A 15,944-nucleotide genomic window follows, 5' to 3' on the forward strand; every position below is an offset into this window, starting at 1 on the left:
GCTCAACCTCCCAACGACTGCCGCATGCGCTGGAGCCGCATCTTGCCGTTGGCCGCTTCGGCGTTCCTGCAGTTCGTCGTTTTCGCGAGCTCGCCCGGATTGTTGCGGCACTTCGCGACGATGCCGGAAAGCAGCGCTTCGTCCGCCACCAATTCGTCGACGGTGTAGCTTCGTTCGGTCTGCTCCGAGCAGGCCGCCAGAGCGGATATCGCCAGAAGGATCAGAAGGCTCCTCATTGCAGCGCCGCCTTGATCGAGTCCATGCGCTGGCGCCAGTCCTCGGCCTTGCGCTGCTCGTCGACTTGGGCCTGCGCCTGCTGCACCATGCGCAGGCCTTCCATGCGCAGCACATCGGTCTGGAGGAAAGCCGTTTCGGCCTGCAGCCGCGCCTGAAGGTCGGCGATGCTCTTGGCGTCGCCCGCCGTCGATATCTTCTCGCGGAGCGCGTCGATGCCGTCGATGCGCTTGGTCGCGGCGTCGTAGATCTGCTGGCCGAGGCTCATCTGGCCGGCATTCTTATTCTGGATGCGGGAAAGCTCCTTTGCGTAAAAGTCGTCGGCGCTGGTTCGATAGGTCGAGTTGCCGTCATGGAACTTCGAGGCTGAGTCACCGAACACGCCGGCGCCCTCGCCCTTGAACAGCCCCTCGATGGCGTTGAAGTCGGTCGGCAGGGCTTTTCGGATTGAAGGATCATTGAGGACACCAGCGACATCCGCCATGTCGGTGAGCTTGTTGAGCGAGCCATAGAGCTGCTGCGCCTGTTCGATCTGCTGATGGAGCGCATCGAGCTGCGACTTGAGCTGCGTGATGCTCTCGATCTGTTTGGCGATCGCCGTCTGGTCGATCACCGGAATCCCCTGTCCCGCCGCGCCGCTGACGGAAAGGAAAAACGCCGCAGCAATCGTCGCGCCGTGAAGTCGAAAGCAAGCCATCAGCCCGCACTCCTTCTTTGGTGGAAAATGGGAAGCCAGTCCTCGCTCCGGCCGCTGACCTCCGCGCGGATCGCTTCGGCTAGCTCGACATTGGCCGTGCGGCCGGAAAGGATGGCGAGTTCGTCATCGAAGCCCCGGAGGTTCAGCTCGGCGACAACGCTATTGTGGCCCTGCTTCAGCACGAACCGCCGGCTTTCGACCGAGAGTTCGCGAGCGATCAGTTCGTATTCGCGCTCGGTCAGCTTGAAGCCGTCCACATAGTCAGCATGATTGCCCCGGGCGTTCGGCAGGAAGATCTGCGTCGGGCACTGCTCGATGATGGTGTGCGCGATCGGCGAAACGAGCGCATCACGCGGGCTTTGCGTGGCGAAAAGCATCAGGCCGTTTTGCTTGCGGATCGTTTTCAGCTTGTTCTGGGCGAGATCCCTGAAGCCCTCGTCCTGCAGCGCCTTCCAGAACTCGTCGATGACGATGATGATCCGCCTGCCGTCGATCAGCTGCTCGACGCGGTGGAAGAGATAGGCCATCAACGGCGTGCGGATTTCTTCGTTGTCGAGAAAGTCGGTCATGTCGTAGCCGACGAACCGGCCGCCGGCGCTGAAATCGCCGAAGCCAATATCCTCGATCACATTGTCAAACACCCATCCGAGAGGTCCTCCCCTCTCCCACCGGCGCAGCCTGGCCGCGATCCCCTCCGGATCGGTGTTGTTGAGGAAGGTTCTCAGTGCGCCGATCGTGCGGCGCTCGACGGGTAGGTCGGCAAGGCCGTCGATGGCGGACGCAATGTCGCGAAGCTCGGTCACGGTCAGTTCCCGTGTTGTCGAGCCGACAAGCTTGCCGACCCAGCGCGTCAGAAAAACCTTGTTCTCGGGTGTCAGCTCGAGCGCCTTGAGCGGCGCGCAACCGGTTGGAACACCATTCTTGAGGGGCAGGTAGGCGCCGCCGGCGGCGCGCACGTAAAGATCGGCGCCCCTGTCCTTATCGAAGAACACCACATGTGGGTCGTGCTTCTCGAGCTGCGACAGCATGAAGTTCAAGAGCACGGTCTTGCCCGCGCCGGACGGCCCGCAAACAAAGGTGTTGCCGAGATCGCCATAATGAAAATTGAAGTAGTACGGCGACCCTGACGCCGTCTTGAGCAGGGCAACGGCCGGACCCCACTCGTTGCCGTCCTTTTGGCCGATCGGATAGGAGTGGAAGGGAGACAAGGCTGCAAAGTTCCGTGACGTGATCGCGCCGGACCGCGCGCGATAGCGGAAGTTGCCGGGCAATTGAGCCCACCAGGCAGCCTCGAGGCCCAGATCTTCGCGCGCGACGACCGCGCCTCCGCTGGTCAGGCTGGCGCGCGCCTTGGCGAGATTGTCGGTCAGTTCCTTCACCGAGGAAGCGAAGACGGAAAGCGTCAGATGGTGCTCGCCGAGCACGAACCGATTGGACTCCAGATCGTCCATCGCCTCGTCCAGCTCATCGATCTGTGAGGCCGCCTTGTCGCCGCTCGAGACCATCTGGTTCTGCTTGCGGCCCATGATGACGCGGGCGTCCGCCTTCGATGCGAAGGAGAAGGACTGCGTGAGGATAAGTTCGAAGGGGCTGGTGAGCGCGCCGTCGAGCATGCCGGTCCTGGTGCGGGCCGGATATTCTTTGAAACTCAGCATACCGGCATAGCGGCTTGCGGCCTCGTGCCGGATCTCGATCGTCTCGCGGCCGACGATGACCCGGTCGGAGTAGATCGCCGACGCGATCCGACCTTCGGTCAGGGGGACCGATTCCCGCCGACCGCCGACGATCTGGTGCAGCACCTCGCTCGGTTCCGAAAACAGCAGGCCCTCATGTTCGTAGAGCGACAGCAGGCGTGGCTCGAAGCGCTTCAGTGCCGCCGTGACTTCGGCGACCTTGTCGTGAAGCTGCTTCAGTGCCTCCTCGTCCAGTTCCGTCGACGTCCGGCGGGCGCGACGCAGGCGCGACAACAACTTTGCCGCCTTGTCCGCCGGATCGCGCGCCGGTGACCAGAGGATCGTGAGATAAAGGTCATTGCGAAACAGGTCCTCGTCCACCATGCGCGCGCGATACTTTTCGTTGAGCGCTGTCGAGAACGGCGTGGTGAAAGTTCCTTCCGGATAAGCGCTGTCGCGGCGGCGGATGAGATGGGTCCACACGGCAAGCCGCTCGTCGGCGATGTTCCGGTAGAGCGTGTTGAGGTCGCGATGAAGGGCATTCAGGTCGAGAACATCGGCGGTCTCGAACGAGACGCCTTCGAGCGCGATCATCACCATCAGCGCCCGCGAATCGAGCGCTATGGTCGACCGGTCGACGTGGCGAACATACGGGATGAAGGTCTGCGGATCGAGTTCGCGAGACCTGAGCGTGGCGAGGCTAGGCAAAACCGAGATCCCTTTCGTCGAAGCGTCGGGCGAGACTCAGCGGCGTCAGTGACGCGCCGCCCCAATAGGCGCTGTTCCGGGATCGGCCACGTGTCTCCACCCAGGCCAGCAGGATGCGAAACATGTTGTGGTCATGTTTGACCAGCGCGCGGAACAACAGGTGAAAGGCCACGCCGACGAGTGCGTAGGCGATCGAGCCGGCAACGATGAAGAGGATGGTGGTGAGCATGATGTTCACGCCCATGGCTTCCATCGTCACGCCGGCGATCATCGCCGGGCGGGTGCAGGCGATGAACAGCGTGTCTTCCTCGAGCGTCGGCCGCGCACTCGCCATGGCGTCAACCTCCGACGATGGTGTTGACGAGTTCGGTGGCGCCGAAGATGCCGCCGATGCCGATGATCCAGAACCCTGCTCGTCTCAGATCCATGTAGCCGAACATCCAGGCGATGCAGATCACGATCACCGCGATGGTGGCCAGCAGCTTGGCGATGTTGCCGGTCAGCATGTCGACGATGTTCTGCAGCACGGTCTCGATGCCGGCGGCTTGCGCGAACGCGGGCTCGATCACGGTCGTGACGATGGCCGCCGCCAGGACGACGGAGGCGGCGGTCGATCGGATATGAGAACGGGAGGTCATTCACTCTGCTCCATTTGACTGTTCTGAAACACCAGGACGGACGATCGCCGCCGCGTATTGAAGACATCCCACGAGGGTGCCGAGGCCGCCTGATTGGCGGGTGGGTCTTGCGTCTGCTGTTCGTTCGCGACTTCGACAGCAGCGGGCCCACTATCCCCCCTCCCCTGCCCGCCATCTCCGATTTCGAGCGTCGCAAGGGATCCGCTCAGCCGCCTCGCCTCCTGGCTGACCTGCCCGTCGTACTTGACCATCTCGCCAACGGTGGGATCGCCTCGCCCGTACCAGGACTGCAGCATCACCTGCCCCGCCCGCTTCGGATCAGCGCCGGCGTTAACGGCGAGCCGGTAGTATCCATCGAGCAGCGTTGCGGTGGCCCGAAGGTTGAGGCACGGATCGAAGGCGTCGGAGATCGACAGCTTCAGTTTTCGCAGCTCTTCCATGCCGATGCCACCGAGACCGAGCTGGATGTCCTGCCGCTCAGCCGCCAGCGACGTGGCGACCTCGATCGCCTCAGCTTTCGTGGACGGCTGCTTCGAACTTGGCGGACCGCTGTTGATCCGGATGGCGAGCGGATCGAACCGGCTTTCCAGGCTGACGACGCCCGCCAGCGTCTTGGCCGCAACCATGGGTGCGCAGGTCTGCGCAAGATCGGCGAAGAGAACAGGCATGGTCAGTACCAGACCCTTTGCTTGCCGACGCCGTCGATGGTCACATCGACAAAGTGCGGCTGTTCTCGGAAGTTGGGCCGGGACGTAACCTTGGCCATGCACTGCAGCCGGCCGCCCTCGCTTTGCCATCGCGGCGACAGCACGGAACCGTGATCGCCGCCAGTGTCATCGCGCCCGAATGAGCAGAAGCGCCTGTCAACGGGCCGGAGAGAGGCCGACACGCACGTGGCGACACGCCCGCCCGATCCGAACGAGCTGGTGAGCGTATAGCCCTCGTTGCAGTAATACGGATCATATCCCGGGCGCGAACTCTGGAACCCGACGCCGCTGCATGTGGGAAACGAGTTGCCCTTGGCAAGCCAGCGCCAGAGCTTATTGATGGGGGGCCGGCAAGCGGCGTATTGCGTCGCACCGCCTGGATTGGAAAGGCACAGGATAACCTGGCACCCCCATTCATCAGCTCGCGCTTGACTGTCGAAAATGAGATAGGATGACGCTAAGCTGGATGCGGCGACGATTGCCCTTATGAGCGAGTTTCTCATGATCACCACCTCTCACGCGCGCAGTGCTGGTTGGAACCGATCGGCCCGGCCGGCTACGACTCGTTATACTGTCAAATATCTGATAGTTTAATCGATGACAAGCGCACGTGACGCGGAATGGCAGGACCAGCGATTTTCGGCCTTCGCCCTGCAGGAGGTTCTTGATAATCCGGTCGAGGGAGAAACGCCGCAGTCGCGGCTGAAGCAGCTCGGCATGATGACGGTGCTCTATATGATGCACCAGAGGGGTGAGAAGCTGACCCTCGCAAACATCAAGGAAGTAACCGGGATGACGCGCAACACGGTGAAGGAATCGGTTGATCCGCTGGTTGCGCGCGGCATCCTCCAGGAAACGATCGTGAAGAATTCGGTGGGGCGAGGAACTGCGTGGCAGTATGAGTTCGCTCCAGAAATCTTTGAGCGTCTAAAGTCCTCCTGATCGCGATTCGGCCAAAGCAGCAATGCACGCGTAGATTATCAGCCACGCGCTCACGGCCCTCCTCGGGCTCAGTGCTCGTATTCGGTTGATGGCGCTCCAGGACCCGAACGTGCAATTGTCGATTAAGTGATCGGACCAAGTCTAGCCTGAAGCGACGGCGACTTGTTGATCGACTTAGAGATCCGTTCGCGCCAGCGTTTTCGCATTTGCCGCCAAGGCCAGCGCTGGCGCAGTTGGCGTCGATGCCAAGAAACCTACGGATTACATATTGAGCATCCGCGTATATCAGTGAGATTGAGTTCGGCGGCCTTGATCAATGCGGCATCTCGGTCAAATGGGCCGTGCCAGCGACCGTTTCTGTCCCCCGCTCCTGCCTGGGTGCCTTGACCTGCGTTGCAGAAACCACATTGGGCCCGGTGGATACGTCCTCGGTCGTGCGCCCAATTTTCGTAGATATAGTAGTCCATCCCACCCTCAAACTTCCATGTCCGTGGCTTCGGCGTATTCAGCAGCGAATTTGTTAGGCCGCCGCCAATGTGCCTGCGCTGCCGAAGCCTTATTATGTCGCGGCTCCGGCGATCGTCATTTGCCCGCAACGCTGCGTGCGATCGACGGCGACAGTTTTGGTTATACGATTTAGTCTGTGGAGTGGAAACTCGGGGACTGGAAGGGCTCCAAGTACAAATCCGATGATCGATGGATCTCCCGTAGCTGATTCGCAACTTCAGAAACGTAAGGATTTGTCCGCTGACAAAATCGTGAAATTGCGTAGCGTATTCAATCGCATGATTCAGATCATGCTGATCCTGGTACGCTAGGGTCGATCCGACGCCGTTAACCTCTTGTTAACTTAAAACTTCTTGTCGGAAGAAACGAATCGGACATAATGACGCTTGCTTGGCCACTTCGCGCCAAAAATCGATTTTAGAGAGCACTGACCGAATGAACGTGAGTTCACCCGTTCCCACGAAAATCCCGTTGGTGTTTGAGAAAAGCATTCTCGAACAAGGCGACCAGATATCGAAGAAGCTGCACCTTCTCTCGGTACAGCGCTTCCCTCCCGCCGCTAAGAAGAATTTGCGTTCTTTTTCGCTGGCCGAGGTAGCCGCCTATCTGGGAGTTTCCCAAAGTCATCTTAAAAAGCTGCATCTGGAAGGCAAAGGCCCGATGCCAGAAACCTCGTCGTCTGGCAGACGGTCGTACACGGCAGAGCAAATGCTCGAGCTGCGCCAATATCTGGATCAATACGGGCGGTCCGATGCCCGCAGGTATGTTCCCCATCGTCGCACTGGCGAGAAACTTCAGATCCTCGCGGTAGTCAATTTCAAGGGCGGCAGTGGCAAGACAACGACAGCCGCCCACCTCGCCCAGTACTTGGCGTTGACCGGGCACCGGGTACTTGCGATCGATCTCGATCCACAAGCCTCGCTGTCCTCATTGCACGGGTTCCAACCCGAACTGGACCAGACAAAATCGCTATACGACGCGATTCGCTATGACGACGAGAAGGTACCTCTCTCGGAAATCATCAAGTCAACGAATTTTCCGGGCCTTGATATCGTTCCGGCGAACCTTGAGCTTCAGGAATTCGAATATGACACGCCGCTGGCAATGACGGACAAGACGTCGAACGTCGGCAGGGCGTTCTTCACGCGGATTTCAACCGCACTGCACGAGGTCGATGACCGCTACGATGTCGTCGTCGTCGACTGCCCGCCGCAACTCGGCTACCTGACCATCACTGCACTGACGGCGGCAACGTCAGTGTTGATTACGATCCATCCCCAGATGCTTGATGTCATGTCGATGGGGCAGTTCCTGCTGATGCTCGGAAATATCTTGCAGCCAATAAGGGCGGCGGGTGCCGAGGTGAATCTGGAATGGTACCGCTACCTGGTTACACGCTTTGAACCCACTGATCAGCCGCAAGCCCAAATGGTGGCGTTCTTGCATACGCTGTTCGGCGAATTCATCCTGAAAAATCAGATGCTGAAATCAACGGCGATTTCCGATGCGGGGATTACCAAGCAGACCCTCTACGAAGTCGAGAAGAATGCGATGACCCGTTCCACATACGAGCGGGCGATGGAAGCGTTAGACGTCGTAAATGGCGAAATCGCAGCTTTGATTCATGAAGCATGGGGGCGCTGATTTTTGTCCGCTGACAAAATCGGACATTTCCCAAGTGCATTCAATGGACTAGGCGGTATCTGGAGGTAAAATATGGCACGTAAGAATCTTCTTGCAGGCCTCGTAGAAGCGGAGACCGGCGACCAGGTGTCTACGTCCGCTGCGGCATATCCGATCCGTGGCGCTTCCAAATCCATGATCCGCTCGGTCAACGAATTGGCAAAGCAGGCGGATGCGTATCTTGAAGGCGAGCATGTGGTTGAACTCGACCCAAACGCAGTCGACGGCTCGTTCGTTTCCGACCGCATGGGCGACGACAAGGTGCAGTACCAAGAACTGCTGGAAGCGATTCGGGAAAGGGGGCAGGATTCTCCCATACTTGTTCGTCCGCATCCGGGCTCCGACGGCCGCTACATGATCGTTTTCGGCCATCGCAGGGTCCGGATCGCGCGTGAACTGGGACGGAAGGTGAGGGCGGTCGTCAAGGATATCGATGACAAGACGCATGTCATTGCCCAAGGTCAGGAGAATTCCGCTCGGGCAAATCTCAGCTTCATCGAGAAGGCGATGTTTGCAAAGCGCCTTGAGGACTTGGGGTACGACAGAGATGTCATCTCGTCGGCATTGGCCTCGAACGCCGCTGCGGTCTCGAAGATGGTGTCAGTTGTCACAAGGATTCCGGCATCGGTCATCGGCAAGATTGGATCAGCTGCGTCTGTCGGCCGCGAGCGTTGGGTGGAGCTGTCTCTGCTCGCCGGCAAGAAATCCGAAATGGTTAATGCGATCTTGTCCGAGCCGGAGTTCGGGGACTTGGAAAGCAACGAACGCTTCGAAAGGTTGCTTGCGGGCCTGAACGGGAAGGGGAAGCCGGTTCGCAAGGCAGGTGTGAAGCCCGCTGCGCAATCCTGGGTTCCCGAGGACAAGTCAGTTAGCGTCAGCGTTAAGAAGGCAGGCAGGGCCGTCGCGATCGCCGTGAAGGGGATGGACGGTAGCCGCTTTGGAACGTGGATTTCCGATAATCTGGGCGACCTTTATGAGGCGTTCAGGAAGTCGGAGAAGACAGTAACAGGAGACTGAAACCGCAAAAGAAAAAGGCCCCCGAACGTCACCGTCGCGGAAGCCCTTCTCGTCTGTCGCAAGTTGAGAATCGCATTTCCCCGAATCACTGTCAAGAGTCGTGGCGTCGTTTCGGCGAGCAGATTTCTTTTGCCTAGAGGACAGGTGAAGGAAAATGCAGACGCATATCGCAACGACGCCCTTTGGGCGGCGGCCGGCGTCGCTTGGCCAGATCACAAGCCAGGCGAAGGCCAGGACGATGCCGAAGGAGGCAAGCGTCCAGAAATGGGAGGTGTTCCAGTACATCCGCGAAGCGCGGGACCAGGTCGGGGCGACAGATAGGTCGCTGGCCATTCTGAACGCTCTGCTGTCATTTCATCCGGAAACAACGCTCGCCGGCGACGGAGAGCTCGTTGTGTGGCCGTCCAACGAGCAACTGATGGCACGCGCGAATGGCATGCCTGCGACAACGTTGCGCCGGCATCTGGCGGTGCTGGTCGACTGCGGGCTGATCATTCGCAGGGACAGTCCGAACGGCAAGCGCTTTGCACGCAAGAGCCGGGGAGGGGAGATCGAGCAGGCCTACGGATTCGATCTGGCGTCGATCGTAGCGCGCGCGGAAGAGTTCAGGGAGCTCGCCGAGACGGTCAAGGCTGAGAAGAAGGCCTTTCGTGTCTCCAGGGAGCGCCTCACGCTGTTACGCCGGGACATCGTCAAGATGATCGACGCCGGCATCGAGGAGAGCGTGCCCGGCAATTGGGGCCGCGTGCTGCAGGCCTACCAGGCGATTGTAGGTCGGCTGCCGCGCACTGCCTCGAGGCAGCTCATCGAGAGCATCAACAGCGAACTCGAGGACCTCTGGGTGGAAATCCGTGACACACTGGAATCATTCACAAAAACACAGAATCCGGACGCCAATGAGTCCCATTCCGGCGCGCACATACAGAATTCAAACCCAGACTCTAATTCTGATTTTGAAAACAGCTCAGGAAAATATGAAGAAGCGGCGACGTTTGCGGAAACCGAGAACGTGCGCAGCCTGCCAAAACGGGATTTGCCCTTGGGGATCGTGCTGGATGCCTGCCCGAACCTGCGCGAGCTGGCCCAGGGTGGCCAAATCCGCCACTGGCGCGATTTTCTGGCCGCGGCCGAGGCTGCCCGGCCGATGCTCGGCGTCAGCCCCAGCGCCTGGAAGGATGCGCTCAAAGTGTTGGGCGAGCAGCAGGCCGCGATTACGGTTGCCGCGATCTACCAGCGCAGCGCGCAGATCAACAACGCCGGCGGTTATCTGCGTAGCCTGACAGAGCGCGCCAGGGACGGAAAATTCTCGACCTGGCCGATGGTCATGGCGCTGCTCAGGGCCAAGCTAGATGGCGGCAAGCCGGAGGAGCCGGCCGGGAAGGGGCATGGAGCGCCGCAAACGAGCCCTCCGCCGAGCGGCGAAGGTCTTCAGGTGTCGGACGCCCTGCGCCGCAGCCTGGAAAGGCCGAAATGGTGATGTGTTGCGCGGAAGGTCGATGCAAGAAGCGCGAACCTTGGCTTTAGGGCTGCAGGCGTAGGGGGCAGGGAGAGGACTTTGGGCCGCCTTGACGGTGCTTTGGATCATGCCTCGTCAAGCAGCGCCCGGCCGAGATCCTGCAAAGGCATCGCTTCGATGCCATGCTGCAGCGGAAACCGCTCCGGTCCCGGAAAGACGACGATACGCCGCTCCGGAGCGAGGTCCTCACAAGCCTGGTGGAAGCCTTTTTCCACCTTTGGCATCAGGCTTCGCTTGATTTCGATGGCCCAGAGCCGCTGGCCCGGCAATGTGAGCAGCAGGTCGATCTCCGCGCCCGCGGCTGTCCGGTAGAAATTGCTCAGCGTGCCGGCGGGGGCTGTCGCGGTGAGGGTTTCGATCACGAAGCCTTCCCAGGAGGCGCCGGCCACCGGATGGCCAAGCACGTCTTCCTGCGTGGCGAGCCCAAGCAGCGCATGGGTGATGCCGCTGTCGCGGACATAGACGCGGGGGGATTTGACCAGGCGCTTGCCGACATTGGCGTGCCAGGGTTCCAGCCGGCGAACCAGGAGGAGATCGACGAGCAGGTCGAGATATGACGCGACGGTCTTGCCGTCGACGCCGAGCGCGCGGGCGAACTCGGCGGCATTGAGCAGGCCGGCCTGGTGGTGCGCCAGCATGGTCCAGAAACGGCGCAGCGTCTCGGCCGGGATGCGCGGGCCGAGGAGGGGGACGTCGCGCTCCAGATAGGTGCGGATGAAATCCTGCCGCCACCGCTGACTGGCCCGGTCGCTGACGGCCAGGAAGCTGTCGGGGAAGCCGCCGCGGGCCCATAGCGGACCAAGATCGGTGGCGCCGATTTCGAGACCGTCGATCGGCCGCATTTCGAGATAGGCGATCCGGCCGGCAAGGGTCTCGCCTGACTGCTTCAGGAGGTGGATCGATGCCGATCCCAGCAGCAGGAAGCGACCGGCTTTCCGACCGGCGCGCCGGCCGCGGTCGATCAGCCCGCGCAGGTTCTGGAACAGGTTCGGCAGCCGGTGGACCTCATCCAGAATGACAAGCTTGTCCTCGTGCTCGCTCAGATAAAGCTCCGGTTCGGCAAGCCGGGCGCGGTCGGCGTCGGATTCAAGGTCGAGATAGATCGAAGGTCGCCGTTCGGCTATTTCGAGCGCGAGCGTGGTCTTGCCGACCTGACGCGGCCCGAGCAGCGCCACGGCGGGGATGCTGTCCAGCAATTCCGTGAGTTCGATGGCGATGCGACGCTCGATCATCCTTGCAATTATGGAGTATAGTTCCAGATTTGCAAGGATGATGAACTATGCGGGGCGCTAGAGTCCGCTCGCCTTGGTGAGATTGACCCGGAACCGATCGCGCCGGCGCTGGTATTTGCGCGTCATCTCGGCGCTGGTGTGGCCGAGATGCTTCTGCACATAGCGCTCGTCGACCTCGGCCGAGGAGGCGAGGCCAGATCGTAACGAGTGTCCGGCAAACAGTTTTCCGCGCTGACCCTCCGGCAGATCGCCGCGCACGCCGGCGGCCAGCGCGGTCCGCTTGACGAGGCGAGCGATCTCCTGGTCGTTGAGCCGCCCGGCCCCGACCGCCTTACCCTGGCCGGTGACGCGCCGGAACAGCGGCCCGTGCGCGATGCGCGCGAGCTTGAGCCAGGTCTCCAACGCCACGATCGGGCAGGTCGCGTCGGACGAGCCGCGCCCGACCTCGATCTCCCGCCAGCCCGTCTTGCCGCGAAGGGTTACCAGCAGGCCCTTTTCCAGGATCTCGATCCAGCCGCGGCCGTCCTCGGTTTGGTCGCGGCCGACATCCAGCGCCACGATTTCGGAACGGCGCAGGCCGCCGGCAAAGCCAAGCAGCAGCATAGCGCGGTCGCGCAGGCCGCGTAAGCTTCCGCGGTCGAGGGTTTCCAGCATCGCGATCAGATCTTCGGGGAGGATCGCCTCTTTTTGCCGAGGCGGCGCGGCGTGTCTGTTGCGAATGCCGGCCATTACCGTGGCGATGTGCCGATCTTTCCTGTCGAGCGGCTGGCCGCGCTGGGCATAGTTCCAGGTCAGCGAGGACAACCGGCGCTCGATCGTCGACACCGAGCCCGGCCTCTTGTCGCCGGTCGCCGTGCCGGAGGCTTGAGCCGTGATGTAGAGGCCGACCACCTGCGGATCGGGCGGAAACATCTCGACGCCCTGCCGGCGGCACCAGCTGACAAAATGGCCCCAATCCGACGCATAGGCGCGCCGTGTGTTGGCCGAACTCGCCGCCTCAACATAGTCGCGGGCGCGGCCGGCGAGTGTCTCGAGATGCGCCGGTAGGCGAGGGGTCCCATCGACCGGAAGGAGAGAGGAGAGGTCGTCCGCAGGGGGATGTTCCGGCGCGCGGCCCATCGCCATGACAACGTCGACAATGTCGGGCAGGTCGTCGGCCCCAGACGCAGCAGGCTCGGTCGATGGCCTCGCGTCCGCAATGTCATCTCCGGCGCCCGTGCTGTGGGACGGTCCGGAGCCTCGCTCGGCGTGATTTTTGGGCTTCTGCTCGACGAAATCGGCCATTTCCTCTATAAAGAGCAAAACGAACGATAAGGCAACATTATCATTCGTTTTGTTGCTTCGACAGGCTGTGCGTTTTGGCGCGAAAACGATGGCACAAAGCGCACCGGCGTTTTACCCTCGCATGTATGATTCGCCTCGATCCCGCGACCGCCAATCCCGCCCCACCGCCGGCCGTCCCCGCCTGGGCGCTCGCCGCCGGTGGCGCGCTGCATGACGCCGACGCCGCCTTCCAGGCCGGCGCCGCCTTGAGCGCCCTCGAAACGCTTGCCCGCGGACAGCCTGCCTGGGCCGGCGCCTGGCGCCAGCGGCTGGCGCTGAAATGTGCTGCCGCCAGCATGCGGCTGGCCGGCCGCAGCGAGGACAAGGCCGCCCTGCGCGACGCGTGGCACCTGCGTTCGGCCGGCGCCGATCCCGGTCCCGCCGGCGCCATTTTTGGCGCCTGGCGGCAGATGGCATTGCAGCCGCCCGTCGCCAGCGCCGAACGCCTGGCGAAGGTGGTCGAGCTGCTCGGACTCGCCTGGGATGATAAGGCTCTCGCCGATCTGTGCGCGGCGATCGACGATCAGGTCCGCGCCGGCCGGCCGGCGCCGTTCGCCGCCGCCGCGATCACCGCTCACATCGTCGCCATGCGGCCCGATGCCGAGCTTTTTGCCTGGTGGCTCGCCGACCTGGTGCTGGCGCAAAGCCTGCGCTGGCCGCGGCCGCTGCCACTGTTGATGACGCAGGCCTTTGGCCTACCCTTCCGCGCGGCCGGCGGCGGCAAGCGCATCCGCCCCGGGGAAAAGAGTTTTGAACGCGCGGTCTGCGTGGCGCTGGGTCAGGCGGCGGCAGAGGCCTGCCGGCTGGCCGCCGAGCTGTCACGCCGCGCCGAAAAACTGCTGGCGGTGGCGCCAAAACTGCGCGCCAGGGGCGCCTGCGACGTGATTTTTTTGCTGCTGAATGAAGACGCCGTCGCCGGCTCGCTGACGACGAAAAACCTGTCGCGCTTTGCGGTGCGGCGCCTGTTCGAACGGCTGCAGCAGCTCGAGGCCGTGCGCGAGCTGTCGGGCCGCACCAGCTTCCGGCTGTTTGGGCTCTAACGATGAGCGAAGCCTCTGCCCGCCGCAAAACAAACGGTCAGCCGGCGCTGCTCGACTCCGAGCTGGACCACCTGCCGCCAGAACTGCGCTGGCGCGAGTGGATGGGCCGCGTCGAAGCGGTGATCTTTGCCGCCAGCGAGCCTGTGCCGCGCGAGGTGCTGGCGCGGGTGGTGGGAAGAAACTGCAATATCGAGCTGATCATCGACGACATCCGCGCCGAGCTCGCCGGCCGTCCTTACGAGCTGGTGTCGGTCGCCGGCGGTTGGCAGCACCGGACCAAAAAGGTTTTTGGCGACATCATCCACGCCGCGTTCGGGACAGCCGCGGGGCAGGGGACAAAAGAACTGTCGCAGTCGGAGGCGCTTGTGCTGATGTGCATTGCCTATTTCCAGCCGATCACGCGTGGCGAGCTGTCGAGCTTTTTCGGCAAAGAAGTGTCGCGCGACCTGATCGGCGTGCTGCGCGCGCAGGACCTCATCGCGTCGGGACCGCGCAGCCCGCAGCCGGGGGCGCCTTACACCTATGTGACGACCAAGAATTTTCTGTCGCAGTTCGGGCTCGCCACGCTGCGCCAGCTGCCGGATTTCGAGGCCCTTGAGGACGCCGGCCTGCTGTCGAAGGAAAAGCTGCTGGCAGGAGATATTCCGGTCGGGTTGGCTAGCGGGGAGGGCGATGTCGTTGAGGACGACGGGCCGTGAGCGGGGCGTTGTCGCGTTCCGACGCTGCGATGGGCTCGTGCGCGGCTGGTTGAAGAAATTCGAGAGAAATCACGTTCTTTCGCAACTCGACGGGAGGACCCGCCAAGCGGACCTCCTTTTTCGCAAATTATCTACGCCTTCTCTCTTGCAAGAAAGCATTGGCGTTCACATTTGACGCCAGGACTTCGGCAGAGAAGTCCAAATTTGTATTATTCAAATTATTGGCGAGAGGAATATCCAAAAAATGGCGGACTATTTTGAGATCGATTTTCTTGGCGTTGAAACCAAGAAGAGCGGAGACGCGATCGCGCTGCGGTACGAGAAGGACGGCGCGACCTATATCCATGTCATCGATGGCGGCTACGTGGACACCGGCAAGTCGTTGCGTGACCACATCCTTGCCCACTACGGAAACCCGACGTTCATCCACCACGTCGTCGCTACCCACAATGATGGCGACCACGCCCGCGGCCTCGTGGAGATCGTCGAGCACTTCGATGTCGGCGTGCTTTGGATGAACCGGCCTTGGATCTATGCTGCGGAGATCATCGACCGGTTTGAGACGTACAATGACGTCGACCGGCTCCGCTCCAATCTGCGCTCGGCGCACGCGAACCTGGCAGCGCTGGAGGAAATCGCAGAAAGGAAGGGCATCGAGATCCGCGAGGCGTTTCAGGGGGCTGCAATCGGTGCGTTCCGCGTGATGGCGCCGACGCGTGGCCGGTTCCTGGACCTTGTGGTTACCTCTGACAAGACGCCGGAAGCCAAGACCGAAACGTCGGCCTTCGACGGGTTCCTGACCACGTTGGTGGAAAAAGCCAAGAGCGCGGTGGCCTACATCCGGGCGGCTTGGGGCGCCGAGGCGTTCCCTGCCGAGGATACCAGCAACGAGAACGAGATGAGCGTCGTGCAGTACGCGAACCTGTGCGGTAAGAAGATCCTTCTGACCGCCGACACCGGGCGGGATGGGCTGGCGGAAGTCATCGCCTATGCGCCCTCTGCGAGCCTTCAGCTTCCCGGCATCGACCGCTTCCAGGTGCCGCACCATGGCGGCCGCCGCAACCTGACGACAGAACTGCTGAATTCGATGCTCGGAGAGCCGTTGGACAGCAAGCCTCAACAGGGTCACTTCACGGCGGTCATCAGCTCCGCAAAGGAAGACGAAGACCATCCGCGCAAGGTGGTGATGCGCGCAATGATCCATCGAGGCGCCAATTTGCACATGACGGAAGGGGTGAGCTTCCGGACATCATGGAATGCTCCGTCCCGGGAGGGGTGGAGCCCCGCGAGGCCGGCTACCTATCCTGAGGAATATGAGGTATAGGCCAT

16 protein-coding genes are annotated in these 15,944 nt (G+C 61.8%); 7 read left to right on the forward strand and 9 right to left on the reverse strand.

The window, feature by feature from the left end:
• Positions 1–2: 2 nt before the first annotated feature.
• Genes FJ988_RS19170 through FJ988_RS19200 form a run of 7 tightly spaced genes read right to left on the reverse strand, consistent with a single transcriptional unit; the run spans position 3 to position 5,160 of the window.
• On the reverse strand, positions 3–236 hold the full coding sequence (locus FJ988_RS19170; RefSeq protein ID WP_140819911.1) for an EexN family lipoprotein: 234 nt from the start codon (positions 234–236) through the stop codon (positions 3–5).
• Positions 233–931 carry a P-type DNA transfer protein VirB5 gene (gene virB5 / locus FJ988_RS19175; RefSeq protein ID WP_140819912.1) on the reverse strand — a complete coding sequence of 233 codons (699 nt, stop codon included), beginning with the start codon at positions 929–931 and terminating at the stop codon, positions 233–235. Before virB5 ends, FJ988_RS19170 begins: the two co-directional genes overlap by 4 nt.
• Positions 931–3,312: a VirB4 family type IV secretion/conjugal transfer ATPase gene (locus tag FJ988_RS19180; protein WP_140819913.1), complete on the reverse strand. Its 2,382-nt coding sequence runs from the start codon at positions 3,310–3,312 to the stop codon at positions 931–933. The genes virB5 and FJ988_RS19180 overlap by 1 nt, the downstream gene beginning before the upstream one ends.
• Positions 3,305–3,646, reverse strand: a complete 342-nt coding sequence (locus tag FJ988_RS19185; RefSeq protein WP_140819914.1) for a type IV secretion system protein VirB3 — start codon at positions 3,644–3,646, stop codon at positions 3,305–3,307. Before FJ988_RS19185 ends, FJ988_RS19180 begins: the two co-directional genes overlap by 8 nt.
• 4 nt (positions 3,647–3,650) lie before the next feature.
• Positions 3,651–3,950: a TrbC/VirB2 family protein gene (locus FJ988_RS19190; protein ID WP_140819915.1), complete on the reverse strand. Its 300-nt coding sequence runs from the start codon at positions 3,948–3,950 to the stop codon at positions 3,651–3,653.
• On the reverse strand, positions 3,947–4,618 hold the full coding sequence (locus FJ988_RS19195) for a lytic transglycosylase domain-containing protein (protein ID WP_140819916.1): 672 nt from the start codon (positions 4,616–4,618) through the stop codon (positions 3,947–3,949). Before FJ988_RS19195 ends, FJ988_RS19190 begins: the two co-directional genes overlap by 4 nt.
• 2 nt (positions 4,619–4,620) lie before the next feature.
• Positions 4,621–5,160 carry a hypothetical protein gene (locus FJ988_RS19200; RefSeq protein ID WP_140819917.1) on the reverse strand — a complete coding sequence of 180 codons (540 nt, stop codon included), beginning with the start codon at positions 5,158–5,160 and terminating at the stop codon, positions 4,621–4,623.
• Positions 5,161–5,254: 94 nt separating this feature from the next.
• Here FJ988_RS19200 and FJ988_RS19205 point away from each other — a divergent pair, with 94 nt between their 5' ends.
• From FJ988_RS19205 to repC, 4 genes are all read left to right on the forward strand, one after another.
• The gene (locus FJ988_RS19205) at positions 5,255–5,599 is read left to right on the forward strand and encodes a MarR family transcriptional regulator (protein WP_140819918.1); all 345 of its coding nucleotides are present in this window, start codon (positions 5,255–5,257) and stop codon (positions 5,597–5,599) included.
• 942 nt (positions 5,600–6,541) lie between these two features.
• A complete protein-coding gene (repA, locus tag FJ988_RS19210; RefSeq protein ID WP_140820045.1) occupies positions 6,542–7,750 on the forward strand; it encodes a plasmid partitioning protein RepA in 1,209 nt (402 codons plus the stop codon).
• Between the two features lie 72 nt (positions 7,751–7,822).
• Positions 7,823–8,806, forward strand: coding sequence for a plasmid partitioning protein RepB (repB, locus tag FJ988_RS19215; protein ID WP_140819919.1), 984 nt, complete (start codon positions 7,823–7,825; stop codon positions 8,804–8,806).
• A gap of 154 nt (positions 8,807–8,960) precedes the next feature.
• Positions 8,961–10,283 (forward strand): plasmid replication protein RepC, encoded by a 1,323-nt coding sequence (gene repC, locus FJ988_RS19220; RefSeq protein ID WP_140819920.1) that lies wholly within the window; start codon positions 8,961–8,963, stop codon positions 10,281–10,283.
• 104 nt (positions 10,284–10,387) lie between these two features.
• On the opposite strand, the gene FJ988_RS19225 is transcribed toward repC, so the two are convergent.
• Positions 10,388–11,554 (reverse strand): ATP-binding protein, encoded by a 1,167-nt coding sequence (locus FJ988_RS19225; RefSeq protein WP_140819921.1) that lies wholly within the window; start codon positions 11,552–11,554, stop codon positions 10,388–10,390.
• Positions 11,555–11,611: 57 nt separating this feature from the next.
• Complete coding sequence (locus FJ988_RS19230; RefSeq protein ID WP_140819922.1) at positions 11,612–12,838, reverse strand: site-specific integrase; 1,227 nt, start codon at positions 12,836–12,838, stop codon at positions 11,612–11,614.
• A 125-nt stretch (positions 12,839–12,963) separates the two neighbouring features.
• Between FJ988_RS19230 and FJ988_RS19235 the strand changes: the two genes are divergently transcribed.
• The 3 genes from FJ988_RS19235 to FJ988_RS19245 all read left to right on the forward strand — a co-directional run bounded on the left by FJ988_RS19235 (position 12,964) and on the right by FJ988_RS19245 (position 15,939).
• On the forward strand, positions 12,964–13,917 hold the full coding sequence (locus FJ988_RS19235; RefSeq protein WP_140819923.1) for a DUF1403 family protein: 954 nt from the start codon (positions 12,964–12,966) through the stop codon (positions 13,915–13,917).
• Positions 13,918–13,919: 2 nt separating this feature from the next.
• A complete protein-coding gene (locus tag FJ988_RS19240; RefSeq protein WP_140819924.1) occupies positions 13,920–14,615 on the forward strand; it encodes an SMC-Scp complex subunit ScpB in 696 nt (231 codons plus the stop codon).
• A 244-nt stretch (positions 14,616–14,859) separates the two neighbouring features.
• A complete protein-coding gene (locus tag FJ988_RS19245; protein ID WP_140819925.1) occupies positions 14,860–15,939 on the forward strand; it encodes a competence protein ComEC in 1,080 nt (359 codons plus the stop codon).
• Positions 15,940–15,944: the final 5 nt, after the last annotated feature.

Origin of the sequence: Mesorhizobium sp. CU3, assembly GCF_006442965.1 — a bacterium.
Lineage (GTDB): Bacteria > Pseudomonadota > Alphaproteobacteria > Rhizobiales > Rhizobiaceae > Mesorhizobium.

What these genes read in the sequence shown, in the direction of transcription:
- repB (WP_140819919.1), top strand. Translation starts at nt 7,823, where the DNA reads ATGGCACGTAAGAATCTTCTTGCAGGCCTCGTAGAAGCGGAGACCGGC.
- FJ988_RS19205 (WP_140819918.1), top strand. Translation starts at nt 5,255, where the DNA reads ATGACAAGCGCACGTGACGCGGAATGGCAGGACCAGCGATTTTCGGCC.
- FJ988_RS19195 (WP_140819916.1), bottom strand. Translation starts at nt 4,618, where the DNA reads ATGCCTGTTCTCTTCGCCGATCTTGCGCAGACCTGCGCACCCATGGTT.
- repA (WP_140820045.1), top strand. Translation starts at nt 6,542, where the DNA reads ATGAACGTGAGTTCACCCGTTCCCACGAAAATCCCGTTGGTGTTTGAG.
- FJ988_RS19235 (WP_140819923.1), top strand. Translation starts at nt 12,964, where the DNA reads ATGATTCGCCTCGATCCCGCGACCGCCAATCCCGCCCCACCGCCGGCC.
- FJ988_RS19200 (WP_140819917.1), bottom strand. Translation starts at nt 5,160, where the DNA reads ATGAGAAACTCGCTCATAAGGGCAATCGTCGCCGCATCCAGCTTAGCG.
- FJ988_RS19240 (WP_140819924.1), top strand. Translation starts at nt 13,920, where the DNA reads ATGAGCGAAGCCTCTGCCCGCCGCAAAACAAACGGTCAGCCGGCGCTG.
- FJ988_RS19190 (WP_140819915.1), bottom strand. Translation starts at nt 3,950, where the DNA reads ATGACCTCCCGTTCTCATATCCGATCGACCGCCGCCTCCGTCGTCCTG.
- FJ988_RS19225 (WP_140819921.1), bottom strand. Translation starts at nt 11,554, where the DNA reads ATGATCGAGCGTCGCATCGCCATCGAACTCACGGAATTGCTGGACAGC.
- repC (WP_140819920.1), top strand. Translation starts at nt 8,961, where the DNA reads ATGCAGACGCATATCGCAACGACGCCCTTTGGGCGGCGGCCGGCGTCG.
- FJ988_RS19245 (WP_140819925.1), top strand. Translation starts at nt 14,860, where the DNA reads ATGGCGGACTATTTTGAGATCGATTTTCTTGGCGTTGAAACCAAGAAG.
- FJ988_RS19185 (WP_140819914.1), bottom strand. Translation starts at nt 3,646, where the DNA reads ATGGCGAGTGCGCGGCCGACGCTCGAGGAAGACACGCTGTTCATCGCC.
- virB5 (WP_140819912.1), bottom strand. Translation starts at nt 931, where the DNA reads ATGGCTTGCTTTCGACTTCACGGCGCGACGATTGCTGCGGCGTTTTTC.
- FJ988_RS19170 (WP_140819911.1), bottom strand. Translation starts at nt 236, where the DNA reads ATGAGGAGCCTTCTGATCCTTCTGGCGATATCCGCTCTGGCGGCCTGC.
- FJ988_RS19230 (WP_140819922.1), bottom strand. Translation starts at nt 12,838, where the DNA reads ATGGCCGATTTCGTCGAGCAGAAGCCCAAAAATCACGCCGAGCGAGGC.